A 16,313-nucleotide genomic window follows, 5' to 3' on the forward strand; every position below is an offset into this window, starting at 1 on the left:
CTAATGAAGTTCTGACTGCATCATAGCAGCTCTAATTAGGTGGCCAAATTAACTATGCCACTACACTGACTTTAAAAATGGCGAAATTGTGTATTTAGGATATCCAGCCCCATTGGGGGGCAATGATGTAAAGCTTTCGTAACCTTCTCTATATTTAGAGATGTACTCGAAAACAAATTTTCCTAAATTTTCAATTCCAATGCTCATATTTTCCTTTGGCATTTAACAGTTTAATAGACGGCGAAGCGCCGTGTTTAAACACGGCGCTTCGCCGTACTTTTACATCGCTATTTTGTAGCATGCCCCGACGCCCTTGCCTAGCAAGACTAATCAGGTTGCACCATCTTGGTGCTGTGGAAAGGCGGCGATGTTCCGCCCTATTGCTGTTATACGCTAACAATGGGTCGTCCTGCTCTTCTCCGTGCCCTCTGTGCCTCTGTGGTGAAAAATCTGTCCTAAAAACATAGATAACCACAGAGGCACGAAGAGCACAGAGTTTTTAAAGTGTTACTGCGCACTCAGCGTCACAGCGAGAAACCGATGTGCACCGCCGAGACGCAGAGACCCCAGAGATCTAAAGGGCCTGGACTAAAAAATCTCCTGCTCTTCTCCGTGCCCTCTGTGCCTCTGTGGTGAAATCTGTTCAAAAGCACAAATAACCACAGAGGCACGGAGAGCACAGAGTATTTGAAAGTACTAATACGAAATGAGTGTCACTGCGAGAAGCCTTTATTAACCGCCGAGACGTAGAGAATCCAGATATTTCAATGGCTTAGGTTAAAATATCTCCTGCTCTTCTCCGTGCCCTCTGTGCCTCTGTGGTGAAAAATCTGTCCTAAAAAACATAAACAACCACAGAGTTTTCAAAGGGTTATATCAGCGTCCGCCGTTGATTGCTTTACCGGCCTGCCATAAACGGCTCAGTGGATTAAGGCCTACCTGATAAGCCAACTGGTTGGGGTGGCTGATATCCAGCAATTGCATATCGGCCTGCATACCCACTTTTAACTGGCCGAGCTGTTCCTGTACGCCCAGCGCTTTGGCGGCATTTAAGGTAATGCCCTGCAAGGCTTCCAGTGGTGTCAGGGCGAACAGAGTACAGGCCATATTCAGCATCAGTGGCAGGTTCAGAATAGGCGAAGAGCCGGGGTTAAAGTCGGTGGCAATGGCCATAGGCACTTGATGTTTGCGCAGCAGGTCAATGGGCGGTTTCTGCGTTTCCTTCAGATAATAGAATGCGCCTGGCAATAGGGTAGCGACCGTACCGCTTTGGGCTATGGCCTTGACGCCGGCTTCGCTCAGGAATTCGATATGGTCCACCGACAAGGCCTGGTATTCGGCTGCCAGTTCGCTGCCACCGAGATTGGACAGCTGCTCGGCATGTAACTTAACTGGTAACCCCAGTTGCCTGGCGGTATCAAACACCTGGCGGGTATGCGCCAGACTAAAGCCGATATTTTCACAGAATACGTCGACGGCATCGGCCAGTTGTTGTTCGGCAATGGCAGGCAACATCTGCTGGCAGACCCTGTCGATATAGCCCTGGGCATTGTCCTGAAATTCTAGCGGCAGGGCATGGGCACCTAAGAAGGTGGTTTTTACCGTGATTGGCAGGTGTTTATCGATTTGCCTGGCCACCCGCAGCATTTTCAGCTCTGTGTCCAGATCCAAACCATAGCCGGATTTTACTTCCACACAAGTCACGCCCTGGCTTAGCAGCGTTTCGGCCCGTTTTAACGCCAGTGCTAACAGTTCCGCTTCACTGGCCTGCCGGGTAGCGCTAACCGTACGGCGAATACCACCGCCCTGTTTGGCGATATCGGCATAGCTGACACCTTGCAGACGCTGCTCAAATTCATCGGCGCGGTTACCGGCAAACACCAGATGCGTATGGCAATCGATAAAGCCGGGTAACAGCCACTGGCCCTGACAATCCAGCGCCTGTTTTACTTCGCCCAGGCTTGGCAGGTCCTGCTGTGGGCCCAGCCATTGAATTCTCCCTTCGCGCACCAGTAATGCGCCTTGTTCGATAATGCCGTAAGAGCCAAGAGCAGGGTCAAGGGTGGCCAAATTAGCATTGGTTAGCAGTAAGTCAGCAGAGTGGGTAACCGGCATGGCAAGTTTCCTTAACGGAGTATGTGTGTTGCCTATCTTGTATAGACAAGTTCTTTGTGTCAATTTATATAACCATGTTAATCGACAGTTAAGTACTTTGCAGGGGCGACGGGTGGCAGACAGCAAATACCAACAAATCAAAACCTATATTCTGCAGCAGATTGAAACCGGTCTGTGGGCTGAAGGGGATGCGGTGCCGTCTGAAAACCAGTTGGCCGCTGAGTTTGGCGTCAGCCGGATGACCGCCCGACGCGCCCTGCAGGAACTGGCGGAACAAGGCGTATTGCAACGCACTCAGGGTGCCGCCACCTGTGTGGCGCCGCTGAAAAGCCAATCGTCGATGCTGCAAATTCGCAATATTGCCGATGAGATTCGCGAACGTCAGCATCAACACCGTGCCCAGGTACTGGAGCTGGTCGAAGTGAAGGCCGACAAGGCGCTGGCAGTACATTTTGCTTTGCAACCCGGTGCCCCCTTGTATTACAGCCTGATTTGCCATTGGCAGGATGATGAGCCATTGCAACTGGAGCAACGCTACGTTAATCCGGCGTTGGCTCCTGACTACCTCAAGCAGGATTTCAGCCAACTGACCCCACACGAATATCTGTGCAGCGCCGCGCCGCTTACCGAAGCCGAGCACAAAGTGCAGGCCATGCTGGCCGACGCACTGGCGCAACAACATCTGGCCATGGCAGCGGGCGCGCCTTGCCTGAGATTACACCGTACCACCTGGAGCCGCGATGGCGTGGTCAGCCATGCACTGTTGACCCATCCAGGTGAAAAATACCAGCTTGGTGGTCATTTGACCTTTGTACCAGGTGAACGAATTAACAGGAGACAAGCATGAACAACCGACATGATCCGGCCCGCGTAATCCGCGCGCCCCATGGCAGCCAGCTGAGCTGCAAACACTGGCAGGCAGAAGCTGCACTGCGAATGCTGATGAACAATCTGGACCCGGATGTGGCCGAGCGCCCGGAAGATCTGGTGGTGTATGGCGGCATTGGCCGTGCGGCCAGAGACTGGGCCTGCTTTGATAAGATTGTTGAGGTGTTACAGCGCCTGGAACTGGATGAATCGCTGTTGATTCAATCCGGCAAGCCCGTTGGCGTGTTTAAAACCCATGCGGATGCGCCGCGGGTACTGATTGCCAACTCCAACCTGGTGCCACATTGGGCCAACTGGGAGCACTTCAATCAGTTGGATAAACAAGGCCTGATGATGTATGGCCAGATGACCGCCGGTAGCTGGATCTATATTGGTAGCCAGGGCATTGTACAGGGCACCTATGAAACCTTTGGAGCCGTCGCCAGGCAGCACTTCAATGGCGAAGTAAATGGAAAGTGGGTACTTACTGGGGGGCTTGGTGGCATGGGCGGCGCCCAACCTCTGGCGGCCACTATGGCCGGTTTCTCTATGCTGGCGGTGGATGTGGATGAAACCCGCATCGATTTTCGTCTGCGCACCCGCTACCTGGATAAAAAAGCGGCATCATTGGATGAGGCGTTGGCCATCATCAAGGCTTCAGCGAGCCCTGTGTCCGTTGGCCTGCTGGGCAATGCCGCCGATATCTTTGCCGAGCTGGTGGAGCGCAATATCACCCCGGATGTGGTCACCGACCAGACCTCTGCCCATGATCCATTAAACGGTTATCTGCCGCAGGGCTGGACTCTGGAACAGGCAGCCAACATGCGCCAGCAGGACGAAGCAGCAGTGGTAAAGGCGGCCAAACAGTCCATGGCGGTACAGGTTCGCGCTATGCTGACCTTGCAAGAGCGGGGTGCAGCTACTCTGGATTATGGCAACAACATTCGCCAGATGGCTTTTGAAGAAGGCGTAGACAATGCCTTTGATTTCCCAGGTTTTGTACCGGCTTATATTCGCCCGCTGTTCTGCGAAGGCATTGGCCCATTCCGCTGGGCGGCCTTGTCTGGCGATCCAGACGATATTTATAAAACCGACCAGAAGGTTAAAGAACTGATCCCCGATAATCCACACCTGCATAACTGGCTGGACATGGCCCGCGAGCGCATTCAGTTTCAGGGCCTGCCGGCGCGTATCTGCTGGATCGGCCTGAAAGACCGTGCCCGTGTCGCACTGGCCTTCAACGAAATGGTCAAAAATGGTGAGCTGAAAGCCCCGGTGGTGATTGGCCGTGACCATCTTGACTCCGGCTCGGTCGCCAGCCCCAACCGCGAAACTGAGAGCATGCTGGACGGCTCAGACGCCGTATCTGATTGGCCATTGCTAAATGCCCTGTTGTCCACTGCCGGTGGCGCGACCTGGGTTAGTTTGCATCACGGTGGTGGTGTAGGCATGGGCTTTTCACAGCACGCCGGGGTGGTGATCTTGTGTGACGGCACAGACGCCGCGGCCCAACGGGTAGGCCGGGTATTGTGGAATGACCCGGCAACCGGCGTGATGCGTCACGCCGATGCGGGTTATGAGATTGCCAAGCGCTGTGCCAGAGAGCAGGGCTTGGATCTACCGATGCTGGAGAATCAATAATGACAGCTTTAACGCTATTTCCCGGCCAGTTGAATCTGGCGCAACTGCGTGCCGTCAGCCGCGCCGCAGTAAATGTCAGGCTGGATGAGCAGGCCAAGCCAGCCATTAACGCCTCGGCCGCTACAGTGAAGAAAATCCTTGATGAAGGCCGGGTGGTGTATGGCATTAACACCGGTTTTGGTTTGCTGGCCAATACCCGAATCAAGCCTGAAGAGCTGGAATTGTTGCAGCGCAGTATCGTGCTTTCCCATGCGGCGGGTACCGGCCAGTTGATGGACGACAATACCGTCAGGTTGATGATGCTATTAAAAATCAACAGCCTGGCCCGTGGTTTCTCCGGTATCCGTTTGTTGGTGATTGAGAACCTGATCGCGCTGCTGAATGCAGACGTTTACCCTTGTGTACCGAAAAAAGGTTCTGTAGGCGCCAGCGGCGACCTGGCACCTTTGGCACATATGAGTATGCCACTGATGGGTGAAGGCCATGTGCGCTATAAGGGCGAGATTCTGACCGGGGCCGAGGGCCTGAAAATTGCCGGACTTGCACCTGTGACCTTTGCGCCTAAAGAAGGGCTGGCGCTGTTAAACGGTACCCAGGCTTCAACGGCTTTTGCCCTGGAAGGGTTATTCTATGCTGAAGACTTGTTAGCCGCTGCTACCGTGGGCGGCGCCATGTGCGTGGAAGCGGCGCTGGGCAGCCGTGCCCCTTTTGATGCACGAATTCATGCAGCCCGTGGTCAGCGCGGCCAGATAGATATGGCAGCGGCTTACCGTGATCTGCTGGGTGATGAGTCCGAAATTGGACAATCACACCATGACTGCGAAAAGGTGCAAGATCCTTATTCCCTGCGTTGTCAGCCGCAAGTAATGGGTGCCTGCTTAACTCAGATGCGCCAGGCCGCCGAAGTATTGCTGGTGGAGGCCAATGGCGTGACCGATAACCCGCTGGTATTTGGTGACGACATTATCTCTGGCGGTAACTTCCACGCCGAACCTGTGGCCATGGCGGCGGATAATCTGGCCTTGGCCATAGCCGAAATCGGGGCCTTGTCCGAGCGCAGAATGGCGCTGCTGATTGACAGCGGTTTGTCTAAGCTGCCGCCCTTTTTGGTTAATAACGGCGGGGTGAACTCAGGCTTTATGCTGGCCCAGGTAACGGCCGCTGCACTGGCTTCCGAGAACAAGACCTTTGCCCATCCTGCCTCGGTGGACAGCTTGCCCACGTCTGCCAACCAGGAAGACCATGTGTCGATGGCCACCTTTGCCGGTCGTCGTCTGGCCGATATGGCGGAAAATACCCGGGGTATTCTGGCGGTGGAATTACTGGCCGCTGCCCAGGGGATGGATTTTCGTCGGCCGCTACGTTCCAGCCCTAAAGTAGAGCAAGGCTATGCTTTGGTGCGTGAGCGGGTAGGGTTTTATGACCACGATAGATACTTCTCGCCTGATATAGAAGCCATCGCCTCGCAAATCGGCACGGGGGCTTACAACCATTTGGTTGAGGCGCTGCTGGTAAGTCATCAAGCCTAAAGTCGCTGCTTGAAAACAAAAAAAGGCCTGATATCTCAGGCCTTTTTGCTTTTCAGTGGTGGCTCAGAGAATATCCAGCAGTTCCACATCAAAAATCAGGGTGCTGTAAGGCTTGATCGCCGCGCCTGCACCTTGCTCACCGTAGGCCAGTTGATAAGGCACATACAAACGCCACTTGGCACCGACCTGCATCAATTGCAGGGCTTCGGTCCAACCTTTAATCACGCCACCTACCGGGAACTCGGCTGGTTGGCCACGTTCGTAGGAGCTGTCAAATACGGTACCGTCGATCAGCGTGCCATGGTAATGGGTACGTACGGTGGAAGAGGCAACCGGCTTGTCACCGCTGCCGGCATTCAGTACTTCATACTGCAGACCAGAATCGGTCACGGTCACACCGTCACGCTTGGCATTGTCGGCCAGGAAGTCTTCGCCTTCGGCAATCACGGCTTTGGATTGCTCAGCCTTGGCTGCCTGCATCTTCTGGTGAATGGCGTTAAAGGCCACGCGCAGGTCTTCATTGCTTACCGCACTGGGCAGTTTGTGAAAGGCGGTGGCCAGGCCGTCTTGTACCGCGTCAATGTCCAGCCCGTCAAAAGGGTTGGATGCCAGTTGTTCGCCCATTTGCAGGCCGATGCCGTAGCTGGCCTGCAGCTCTGGGGTGGTATAAGTCTTAGACATGATTATTCCTGTAGTTAAGGAGAGATGATTGGATATGGACCAATCTGATGAACTTAGCCGTATTGCTGTGGCGCAAGCATACCCGCTAATAGCATAAATTGACAGTTCAGCGCAGCCAGATAAGGGCAAAGCGTTGTCAGATTTTTTAACAGTTCAGTGTTAAATGTTTGCTTATCCAATTGAAATATAAGTGTAAAAATACAAGGCCTGAATTTTGCTTAAGGCCTCCCCTGCTCTTGCACAGCAGATTAGTAATAAAACAATAATAGGGAACAATAATGATAAAAAAATTAGTCGCAGCTATGGGGCTTGTGTGCCTGTCTTCTACCGCCATGGCAGGGGTAATTCGTCACGATGTCAGTGACGATATTTATAAAGCCATTGGCAGTAACCCGGCCTTTAACTCAGTGGGAGCCATTTTATTTGATACACCCGATGGTGGATATATTTGCAGTGGTACAGCTATTTCGTCCAACTGGATTCTGACGGCTGCACATTGCGTAGACGAAGCCACTAGTATGACATTCTATCAATATAACGGCTCCGGTATGGGCCATACGGCTTATCAGGCCAGCCGCTGGTTTGCCCATGAAAGCTGGACCGGTGACTTGCTGGCCGGTTGGGATATCGGCCTGATGTATGTAAAAGACGCGTTGACTGTGCCATTCGCCAAATTGTATGAAGGTGCCAGTGAGTTCTTGTCAATTGCCACTCACGTTGGCTATGGTGCAACAGGTACGGGCGAAACTGGCTCAACATTGCCATCTGGGGAGCGTCGTGGTGGACAGAATATTATTGATGACCAGTTTTCTACCGAAGGTAATGGTGATCATATTTTGTTCTCCGACTTTGATCATCCAACAAACCCGCTCTTCAACGCTTTAGACTTCGATGGTTATACTTTCGATGACTTAGCGATTGACTATGAATACTCCATTGCTGGTGGTGACTCTGGTGGTGGGCTTTTCATTGAAGAAAATGGCGAGTTTTTCCTGGCAGGTGTACATTCTCTCGGTTTTGATTGGGATGGAAATGGAGCCTATGCAGGCTATGGAGATGTTTATGGCTCAACACGGGTCAGTACATTTGTTGACTGGATCAACGCCAGAGCGGTACCGGAGCCAGGTACTATCAGTATGTTTGCATTAGCGTTGGGTATGTTGCTGATGGGGGGACGTCGCAAGGCGCTGTCCAAATAAGCTACCCAGCTAGGTAAGAAGAAGCCGCGCATTGCGCGGCTTTTCGTTTTTCGTTAGTGCGCGGCAGCGTAAGCTTCCACCTGGCGCCAAACCCTTAGCAGGTTACCTGACAGAATTTTGCGGATATCCGCTTCACTGTAGCCCCTGTCCAGTAAGCCCTGAACCAGGTTGGGATAAGTGGACACGTCTTTCAGATCGGTGGGCAGTGAATCGCCGACACCATCATAGTCTGAACCAATGCCTATATAGTCAATACCCACCAAATCACGCACATGGTCAATATGGTCCAGAACGATTTTCAGGGTGGCAAAAGGATATGGGTTATTCTGACGGTAGGTTTTGTCAAATGCCTCGCGATCTTTAACGTCGGCTTCCTTCATGGCTTCACTGCGTTTTTTGCCCCAGGCCTGTGCCTGATTGGAAACAAAACTGGAGCCGAAGTTAATCATCACTACCCCGCCATTTTTAGCCAGCGCCTTGATCATATCGTCGTTCATGTTGCGCTCAAAGCCGGGAGTAAACTTACGCAATGAAGAGTGCGAGGCAATCACCGGCGCTTTGGTCAATTCGATAACCTGATAAAAAGCATCGTCTGACACATGAGAAATATCGATCATCATGCCGATGTTATTCATTTCGGTAACCAGCTTCTTACCAAAATCGCTCAGGCCATGCCATTTGCGACGCAAGTCGTAAGAAGAATCCGAGATATGGTTTGCTTGTGAATGGGCCAGGGTGATGTAACGCACACCGCGTTGGTAGAAGTGCTTAAGGTTGTCAAAGCTACCTTCCAAAGGGGTGCCGTTTTCCATCCCCATGGGCAACGCGATTTTGCCATTCTTAAAGGCCGCTTCTACATCGGCCACCGAATGGGCAATGGCAAATTTGTCCGGGGCGCGGCCGACAATGGCCTCAACACTGTCGATTAAGCGGTTTGCCAACAATACACTGCCACCGGCCTCTTCATAGCCGGCCGGAATATAAATAGACATAAAGGGTGCATTCAGACCGCCTTCCACTGCTCTGGGATAGTCAAAATCGCCCTTGTCTGTGGCCAGCGTCACATCTTCCCATTCATCGTTCAGGCGGTAGGGTACGTCGATATGACCGTCAACAATGATAGTATCTTTGGCCAGCCGCTTCGCCTGTTCGGAAGGCTGAATGGCCAGCACACTGCCGGAAGCCAGCAAAGCAGCGATGGTCAGGGCAATTTTGTTCTTCATATTGTTATTCCTGTTGTTATTGTGACTCAGGCCAGGCCCAGATCCCGGGTCATGTTTTCATTCCTTTCCCGGTGTACGATGACGTTATCTTCAATACGGATACCGCCGAAGGGCCTGAAGCTGTCTACTTTGTCCCAGTTGATATACTTGGATTGCTCACTGCCTTTAAGGTCAGCCAGCAGACTATCTATAAAATACAGTCCCGGCTCAACAGTAAAGACCTGACGGGCTTCAACGAGACGGGTAGCGCGCAGAAACGGATGTTCTGCGGGCGGTGGTGCCGGAGTGCCGCGGTCATCATTCATCAAACCGCCCATATCATGTACCTGCAGCCCTAAGTGGTGGCCAATACCATGGGGAAAGAAAGTGCGGCTGATACCCTGTTCGACAATATCGTCGGCGTCCAGATTTACGATACCAAAGCTTTTTAACAGTGCCGCAACTTTGCTGTGTGCGGCAATATGTAAATCCGGATAAGGGATGCCGGGTTTCAGCATGTCCACCAGATCCAGGGTAACCTGGTCCATGGCCAGTATCAGGTCAGCAAAGTCGTTGTTGTGCCTGGCATAGGTGCGGGTAATATCAGCGGCATAGCCGTTAAACTGAGCACCGGCATCGATTAGAAACGAGCGGTGTTCGGCTGGCTTGTGCGTTTCCACTGTCATATTGTGCAATATGGCGGCGTTTTCATTCAGGGCCACAATATTGCCATAAGGCACATCGTTGATGCCCTGGCGCACGGCTGACAAATACGCCTGATTAATATCAAATTCACTTTGTTCGGCAAAAAAGGCGGCCCTGGCGGCCTGGTGCCCGGCCACTGCAATGCGGTTGGCTTCACGCAGACAAGCCAGCTCATAGTCGGTTTTGTAGGCGCGATGGTAATGCAGGTAATGCATGACCCGGTCCGGGTTCACCAGCTCAAAACCGAGTGCCTTTGCCACTTCAATGTACTCGCCGATGTAAGCGTAACGGCGTTTATCATAAGGCAGATGCTTTTCCACCAGGTTCGCCTGCGCCAGCAACACAATGTCAAACTGTTCGGCCCAGAAGTCACTGGGCGGTGGCGGGACCTTGTGCCAAAAATCCTTGGGGCGATAGAAGATAAGTTTGGGTTTGTCTGCACCGTTAACAATCAGCCAGCAGTTTGGGTTGTCCAGAACCGGCAACCAGGCCTTAAACTGCGGATTGACGCTGAAGGGGTAATCCATATCATCAAGGAACTTACGTTTGGCCTGGCCGGAATGAATAATCAGGCCGTCAATGCCTTCGCGCTGGATGGCTTCCAGGGTACGGGACTGAAGCTCGGCAATATGTTGCGGATAAAGAGACGCCAGTTGCTGCATAAAGTGCTCCGGGACAGAGAATTTTTGCCGGTACACTAGCATAACTGGCGCTGAACTCCTAACCCGTCCAATACCATTGGACGGCGCTTGGTGTCTACATAGCTGTCATGGATGATGAGATTTTCATATTGGCCAAATCCTCGAACAGATTCTGCTGTTGACCCAGACGCTGTTTATAGATCTGCTTATAGGCCATCACGGCTTTCACGTAATTACGGGTTTCCTTGTAAGGGATGGTTTCCACCCATACGTCCATGGGCACGTCTTCTTTTGGCAACCAGCGTTTAACCCTGCTCATTCCGGCGTTGTATGCGGCGGTGGCCAGCACCGGATTGTCCTGCATCTTGTCCATCAGGTAACGCAGGTACTGTGTGCCATATTCGACGTTTTTTTCCGGATCGAACAACACCTGGTTGGACACTTTTTTCTTGGCCAGATGTCTGGCGGTACCCGGCATCACCTGCATTAGCCCTTTGGCACCGACCCCAGAATTGGCGTCCACCATAAAGGAACTTTCACGCCGGGCGATGGCGAATGCCCAGGCCGGATCCACATGGTGTTTACTGGCGTTGTGCATCAAGGTTTGGTCGTAGGCCAGCGGAAAGCGGCGCTTTACGTCATCCAGATAGCCCAGACGCGAAAAAGCAAAAATGGCCTGATCATGCCAGCCCCAGCGATCGGCCAATACGGCTGCGGCCAGACCCTGTTGATAGGTTAACTGGCTTTGTAATTGGATCCATTCGCGGCGGGCTGCGGTGTAGCGTTTTAGTGCCAGTAACTCCCTGGCGCGTTTGGCAGCTGGCAAATTTTCAACGGTCGACAGCTCCAGATCGGAAATCTGTAATGGCGTATCCGCCAGGTTGGGCGCTTTGGCTAACTTACCCGCGGCCAGAAAGCCGTAATAATGGCGAACGTTAGACAGGGCGTCGTACTGGCGTTTGGCGTTGACGGGGTCATTCAGGTGTTCATAACTGCGTGCCAGCCAGTAGCGGCTGGAATAATCCTCTTCCAGTGCCGCAGGGGCCATGTTTACCACGTCGGCCACATGTTGCCAGTCCTGATGACGCAGCACATGGGTCAGGTGCCAGCGAAAAATCTCTTCGTTACCGTCGCCCCGGTTGGCGCGCTCCAGCCAGAATTCTGCCTGAGGATGGTCTTCCACCGCCATGGCAATGGCAAACCCGGCTGCCACTTCCTGTTCCTCGCTGGGGTCGAAGCGGTATTTGTCACTGGCTTGCTGCCAGGTTTTGATGGCCAGGGGTTTATCACGCCACACCAGTCGTTTAAGGGCATACAGAACAATTTGCTTTTCTTTGTCAGGGTACTTAACCGGAAAGCGACTCAGGCGGGCTACCGAAGATGGATTTCGTCTGGCATCCAGCCACAGGTCACCCAGGTATTGCTGAGGGGCAGGAAGTAGTGACTTCAGATAGGGCACCAGGGTGTGGTCGCCACCGTCAGCAGCCAGTACCAGGCGTTGCCAGATCATCTGTTCAGTGCGCTGACCTGCGTCTGTCCATTGCTTAAACACCTTGTCACAGGCTTTGTCCTGAGATTTACCCACCAGCCATAGCTCAGGTACCAGTGCAAAGGCTTGCTGACGGTTTTGTGTTTGATTCAGATGGTAGGCTGCATTGGTACAGCGCAATGTGTCATCGCCGGTATCCCGGTAGTACTTTAAGAAGCGTGCTTGGTCATTGCGTTTGGCCAGATAAGTCAGCCATTTTTCCCGCAATTCACGGTCAAGGGGGGTATCAGCATAATCTTGTAGAAACCCGGCAATGGCTTGCTCATTGTTTAGCTTCACACTGGCCAGTAACGCGGTTTGCTGCAAATAGGGCAGCAGCGGGTAATCTGCCAGATTCACCAGCGCATCCTGGTAGGCCTGGCTGTCCGGGTAATAGCTCCATTTCTCTGTATCGAGGAACTGAGCACGTTGTTGCTCAAGCTTGCTATCCGCCAACAAACTCAGGGGATACAAGGCCATGACAACCAGACAATTTCGCAATGTAGAGACGCTTAACACCACCAGCCTCCTGAAGCGCAGGGACCCTTTAGATTAATGATAGTCGCTGGATAATCAAGTATGTGACCAGCATCTTAGGTGTATATTTTGTCTGTTTTTTGTGCAGCCTTGCTGAAGGTAGGCTTAGCTAATTGACTTTATTCAGGTTTTTATCAGGATGAAAAATTATTTAAACGATTGTTTGAATTTCGGTTGAAATTTAATACGCCTTCAACAAGAATTGAGCCACCCTACACTTGCGTGCCGGTTTAAACCGGACGTTGCACCATCAGTATAGATGGCCAAAGGAGAGCAACATGATTTATCAAGGTAACAGCCTGTCTGCGTCCTTGCTGGAAGATGGCATTGCCGAAGTGGTGTTTGATGCCGCCGGCTCAGTCAATAAGTTTGACCAGCAGACGGTATCCGAACTCAACGAACTTTGCGCAGCACTGGAAGCCAACGGCGAGGTGAAAGGTGCGTTAGTGCGTTCTAACAAAGGCGCCTTTATCGTAGGCGCCGATATTACCGAATTTAATGGTTTGTTTGCCTTACCCGAGCAGGAAGTGCTGAGCTGGGTGGCCAAAACGTCCAAAGTGTTCGACCGCTTTGAAGACTTGCCTTTCCCCACATTGGCTGCCATTAACGGTTTCGCATTGGGCGGCGGTTGTGAAATGACCCTGGCTTGTGATTTTCGTCTGGCCGACAGCAGCGCCAGGATTGGCCTACCCGAAGTAAAACTGGGTTTAATGCCAGGCTTTGGTGGTACGGTGCGCCTGCCGCGTATCATTGGTGCCGACAATGCCCTTGAATGGATGACCAGCGGCCGTGACAAAAAACCTGAGCAGGCGTTAAGCGATGGCGCGGTGGATGCGGTGGTGGCTCCGGACAAACTGCGTGATGCGGCGCTTGCTATGTTAAAGCAGGCCATTGCCGGTAAGCTGGATTGGCAAAAGCGCCGTACCCAGAAAACCTCACCACTGAGTCTGAATGCCAATGAATCCATGATGAGTTTTGCCACTGCCAAGGCCATGGTCAGTGCCGTAGCCGGGCGTCACTATCCGGCGCCGCATATGATGGTTGACACCGTAGCCAAGGCTGCCGGGCTGGACCGTGAAGGCGCGCTGAAGCTGGAAAATGAAGGCTTTGTTGCGCTGTCTAAAACAGACGCTGCTACCGCGCAGATTGGCATTTTTATGGCCGATCAACTGGTTAAGAGCAAAGGCAAGAAACAGGCTAAAGCGGCCAATAAAGAGATCCAGCAAGCCGCGGTGCTGGGTGCCGGTATTATGGGCGGCGGTATTGCCTATCAGTCTGCGGTCAAAGGCACACCGACAGTGATGAAAGACATTCGTCAGGACGCGCTGCAACTTGGTCTGAATGAAGCGGCCAAGATTCTGGGTAAAGGTATGGAGCGCGGTAAGGTCGATGCTAAAACCATGGCCGCGACGTTAAACAATATCGTACCCAGTCTTGAGTACAGCGCGATCAAAGATGCCGACGTGGTGATTGAGGCCGTGGTGGAAAACCCTAAAGTCAAAGCAGCGGTGCTCAAAGAAACCGAGCAAAGCGTGGCGGCTGATAGCATTATCTGCTCTAACACTTCCACCATCTCGATCAACAGCTTGGCTGATGCCCTGGAAAAACCCGAACGCTTCTGTGGCATGCACTTCTTTAATCCGGTACATAAAATGCCGCTGGTGGAAATTATCCGTGGCGAAAAGACCAGTGATGACACCATTGCAGCCGTGGTGGCTTTTTCCTTGAAGATGGGTAAAACCCCGATAGTGGTTAATGACTGCCCTGGCTTCCTGGTAAACCGGGTGCTGTTTCCATACTTTGCCGGATTCAGTCAGTTATTGTTGGACGGCGCTGACTTTGTTGCCGTAGACAAGGTGATGGAGAAACTGTTTGGCTGGCCGATGGGCCCGGCTTACTTGCTGGACGTGGTTGGGCTGGATACCGCCGACCATGCGGCTGGTGTTATGGCTGACGGCATTCCTGAGCGTATGCAGCGTATTCAACAAGACCCGATTCAGAGTCTTTACCAGGCGGGCCGCCTGGGCCAGAAAAACGCTAAAGGTTTCTATGACTTTGGCGTGGATAAGCGTGGTAAGCCGACTAAAGCCCCTTCCGCCGAAGCCTATAAGCTAATCAACATTGAACACCAAGAGTTTGATGCAGAAGAGGTGATTGCCCGCTTGATGATCCCGATGGCCAATGAGGCGGTACGCTGTTTAGAAGAGGGGATCGTTGGTAGTGCAGCCGAGGCGGATATGGCCCTGTTGTACGGGCTTGGCTTCCCGCCTTTCCGTGGCGGTATCTTCCGCTATATGGAAACCCTGGGTCTGCAGAACTTTGTGGCGTTGGCCGACAAGTATGCGAGTTTGGGACCCATTTATCAGATCACCGACGGATTGCGCGAAATGGCCGCATCCGGCAAGTCCTATTTCGCTTAAGGTTGGGAGAACATCATGAAAGACGTGGTAATAGTGGATTGCATTCGTACGCCAATGGGCCGCTCAAAAGGCGGTGTATTCCGTAACGTACGGGCCGAAACCCTGTCCGCCCATCTGATGACTCAACTGCTTGAGCGCAATGGAGCATTGGATCCGGCTGAGATCGACGACATTATATGGGGCTGCGTGCAGCAGACTAAAGAGCAGGGCTTTAACATTGCCCGTAATGCGCAGTTGTTAACCAATATTCCCCGCTCGGTAGCCGCCGTTACGGTAAACCGTTTGTGTGGCTCTTCCATGCAAGCCTTACATGATGCTGCATGTGGCATTATGGCGGGCAAAGGGGATGTCTATATTATTGGTGGTGTAGAGCATATGGGTCATGTGCCCATGGACTTTAACATTGATTTTCACCCAGGGCTGGCCAAGCACACTGCTAAAGCGTCCGGTAATATGGGCATGACCGCAGAATTACTTGGGCGTCAGAATGGTATCAGCCGTGAAATGCAGGACGCCTTTGGCGCAAGATCGCATCAGCGTGCCCATCTGGCCACTGTCGAGGGCCGCTGGGCAACCGAAATCGCCGCTATCGAGGGGCATGATGCGGATGGTGCCCTGACACTGATTGAGTCTGATGAGGTGATTCGTCCGGATACCACTGTGGATACTCTGGCGGGCTTGCGTCCTGTGTTTGATCCGGTTAATGGCACAGTTACCGCCGGTACGGCATCCGCCATATCTGACGGCGCTTCTGCCATGCTGGTTATGTCAGCCGATAAGGCCAAAGCATTGGGATTGACCCCAAGGGCAAGAATCCGCTCTATGGGTGTGGCTGGCTGTGATGCAGCCATTATGGGCTATGGACCGGTACCTGCCACTAAAAAGGCACTGAAGGCCGCTGGTATGAGCATGGACGATATCGAAATCGCTGAGTTTAATGAGGCCTTTGCCGCACAGGCTTTGTCTTGTATTAAACAGCTGGGCTGGCTGGAAAGCTATGACGAGAAAGTCAACCTCAATGGCGGTGCTATCGCGCTGGGCCATCCGCTTGGTTGCTCGGGGGCGCGGATCTCCTCCACCCTGATTAATCTGATGGAAGCCAATAACAAGTCTGTGGGCCTGGCAACTATGTGTATCGGTCTGGGACAGGGTATTGCTACGGTGTTTGAACGCGTCTAACACTGCGTGTTAACAGCAACATAGCTCTATCCATGAACATAAAAAACGCCGCATTCAGCGGCGTTTTCT

General features: G+C 52.6%; 11 protein-coding genes. 6 read left to right on the forward strand and 5 right to left on the reverse strand.

Annotation, left to right across the window (positions count from 1 at the left end; genetic code table 11):
• Positions 1–876: 876 nt before the first annotated feature.
• Positions 877–2,115: an imidazolonepropionase gene (gene hutI, locus ABD028_RS21270; RefSeq protein WP_343847391.1), complete on the reverse strand. Its 1,239-nt coding sequence runs from the start codon at positions 2,113–2,115 to the stop codon at positions 877–879.
• 112 nt (positions 2,116–2,227) lie between these two features.
• Here hutI and hutC point away from each other — a divergent pair, with 112 nt between their 5' ends.
• The 3 genes from hutC to hutH are packed head-to-tail and all read left to right on the forward strand — an operon-like array spanning position 2,228 to position 6,152.
• A complete protein-coding gene (hutC, locus tag ABD028_RS21275; protein ID WP_343847392.1) occupies positions 2,228–2,962 on the forward strand; it encodes a histidine utilization transcriptional repressor HutC in 735 nt (244 codons plus the stop codon).
• Complete coding sequence (gene hutU / locus ABD028_RS21280) at positions 2,959–4,623, forward strand: urocanate hydratase (RefSeq protein WP_343847393.1); 1,665 nt, start codon at positions 2,959–2,961, stop codon at positions 4,621–4,623. The genes hutC and hutU overlap by 4 nt, the downstream gene beginning before the upstream one ends.
• On the forward strand, positions 4,623–6,152 hold the full coding sequence (hutH, locus tag ABD028_RS21285) for a histidine ammonia-lyase (RefSeq protein WP_343847394.1): 1,530 nt from the start codon (positions 4,623–4,625) through the stop codon (positions 6,150–6,152). Before hutU ends, hutH begins: the two co-directional genes overlap by 1 nt.
• A 63-nt stretch (positions 6,153–6,215) precedes the next feature.
• On the opposite strand, the gene bamJ is transcribed toward hutH, so the two are convergent.
• Entirely contained in the window at positions 6,216–6,833 is a 618-nt protein-coding gene (bamJ, locus tag ABD028_RS21290; RefSeq protein WP_343847395.1) for a BamJ family beta-barrel-assembly machinery protein, read from the reverse strand.
• A 278-nt stretch (positions 6,834–7,111) separates the two neighbouring features.
• Between bamJ and ABD028_RS21295 the strand changes: the two genes are divergently transcribed.
• Positions 7,112–8,032: a trypsin-like serine protease gene (locus ABD028_RS21295; protein WP_343847396.1), complete on the forward strand. Its 921-nt coding sequence runs from the start codon at positions 7,112–7,114 to the stop codon at positions 8,030–8,032.
• A 53-nt stretch (positions 8,033–8,085) separates the two neighbouring features.
• On the opposite strand, the gene ABD028_RS21300 is transcribed toward ABD028_RS21295, so the two are convergent.
• From ABD028_RS21300 to ABD028_RS21310, 3 genes are all read right to left on the reverse strand, one after another.
• Entirely contained in the window at positions 8,086–9,255 is a 1,170-nt protein-coding gene (locus tag ABD028_RS21300; RefSeq protein ID WP_343847397.1) for a dipeptidase, read from the reverse strand.
• A 26-nt stretch (positions 9,256–9,281) separates the two neighbouring features.
• Entirely contained in the window at positions 9,282–10,601 is a 1,320-nt protein-coding gene (gene pepQ, locus ABD028_RS21305) for a Xaa-Pro dipeptidase (protein WP_343847649.1), read from the reverse strand.
• Positions 10,602–10,695: 94 nt separating this feature from the next.
• Entirely contained in the window at positions 10,696–12,627 is a 1,932-nt protein-coding gene (locus ABD028_RS21310; RefSeq protein ID WP_343847398.1) for a transglycosylase SLT domain-containing protein, read from the reverse strand.
• 296 nt (positions 12,628–12,923) lie between these two features.
• On the opposite strand from ABD028_RS21310, the gene fadB reads away from it, so the two are divergent.
• Positions 12,924–15,065, forward strand: a complete 2,142-nt coding sequence (gene fadB / locus ABD028_RS21315) for a fatty acid oxidation complex subunit alpha FadB (RefSeq protein WP_343847399.1) — start codon at positions 12,924–12,926, stop codon at positions 15,063–15,065.
• Positions 15,066–15,080: 15 nt separating this feature from the next.
• Complete coding sequence (gene fadA, locus ABD028_RS21320; RefSeq protein WP_343847400.1) at positions 15,081–16,244, forward strand: acetyl-CoA C-acyltransferase FadA; 1,164 nt, start codon at positions 15,081–15,083, stop codon at positions 16,242–16,244.
• The last annotated feature ends 69 nt before the right edge of the window (positions 16,245–16,313 follow it).

This window comes from Bowmanella denitrificans (genome assembly GCF_039522935.1).
GTDB lineage: Bacteria > Pseudomonadota > Gammaproteobacteria > Enterobacterales > Alteromonadaceae > Bowmanella > Bowmanella denitrificans.

Excerpts from the sequence above, each read along its gene's own strand:
- hutI (WP_343847391.1), bottom strand. The coding sequence starts at position 2,115 with ATGCCGGTTACCCACTCTGCTGACTTACTGCTAACCAATGCTAATTTG.
- hutU (WP_343847393.1), top strand. The coding sequence starts at position 2,959 with ATGAACAACCGACATGATCCGGCCCGCGTAATCCGCGCGCCCCATGGC.
- hutH (WP_343847394.1), top strand. The coding sequence starts at position 4,623 with ATGACAGCTTTAACGCTATTTCCCGGCCAGTTGAATCTGGCGCAACTG.
- bamJ (WP_343847395.1), bottom strand. The coding sequence starts at position 6,833 with ATGTCTAAGACTTATACCACCCCAGAGCTGCAGGCCAGCTACGGCATC.
- ABD028_RS21295 (WP_343847396.1), top strand. The coding sequence starts at position 7,112 with ATGATAAAAAAATTAGTCGCAGCTATGGGGCTTGTGTGCCTGTCTTCT.
- ABD028_RS21300 (WP_343847397.1), bottom strand. The coding sequence starts at position 9,255 with ATGAAGAACAAAATTGCCCTGACCATCGCTGCTTTGCTGGCTTCCGGC.
- pepQ (WP_343847649.1), bottom strand. The coding sequence starts at position 10,601 with ATGCAGCAACTGGCGTCTCTTTATCCGCAACATATTGCCGAGCTTCAG.
- fadB (WP_343847399.1), top strand. The coding sequence starts at position 12,924 with ATGATTTATCAAGGTAACAGCCTGTCTGCGTCCTTGCTGGAAGATGGC.
- fadA (WP_343847400.1), top strand. The coding sequence starts at position 15,081 with ATGAAAGACGTGGTAATAGTGGATTGCATTCGTACGCCAATGGGCCGC.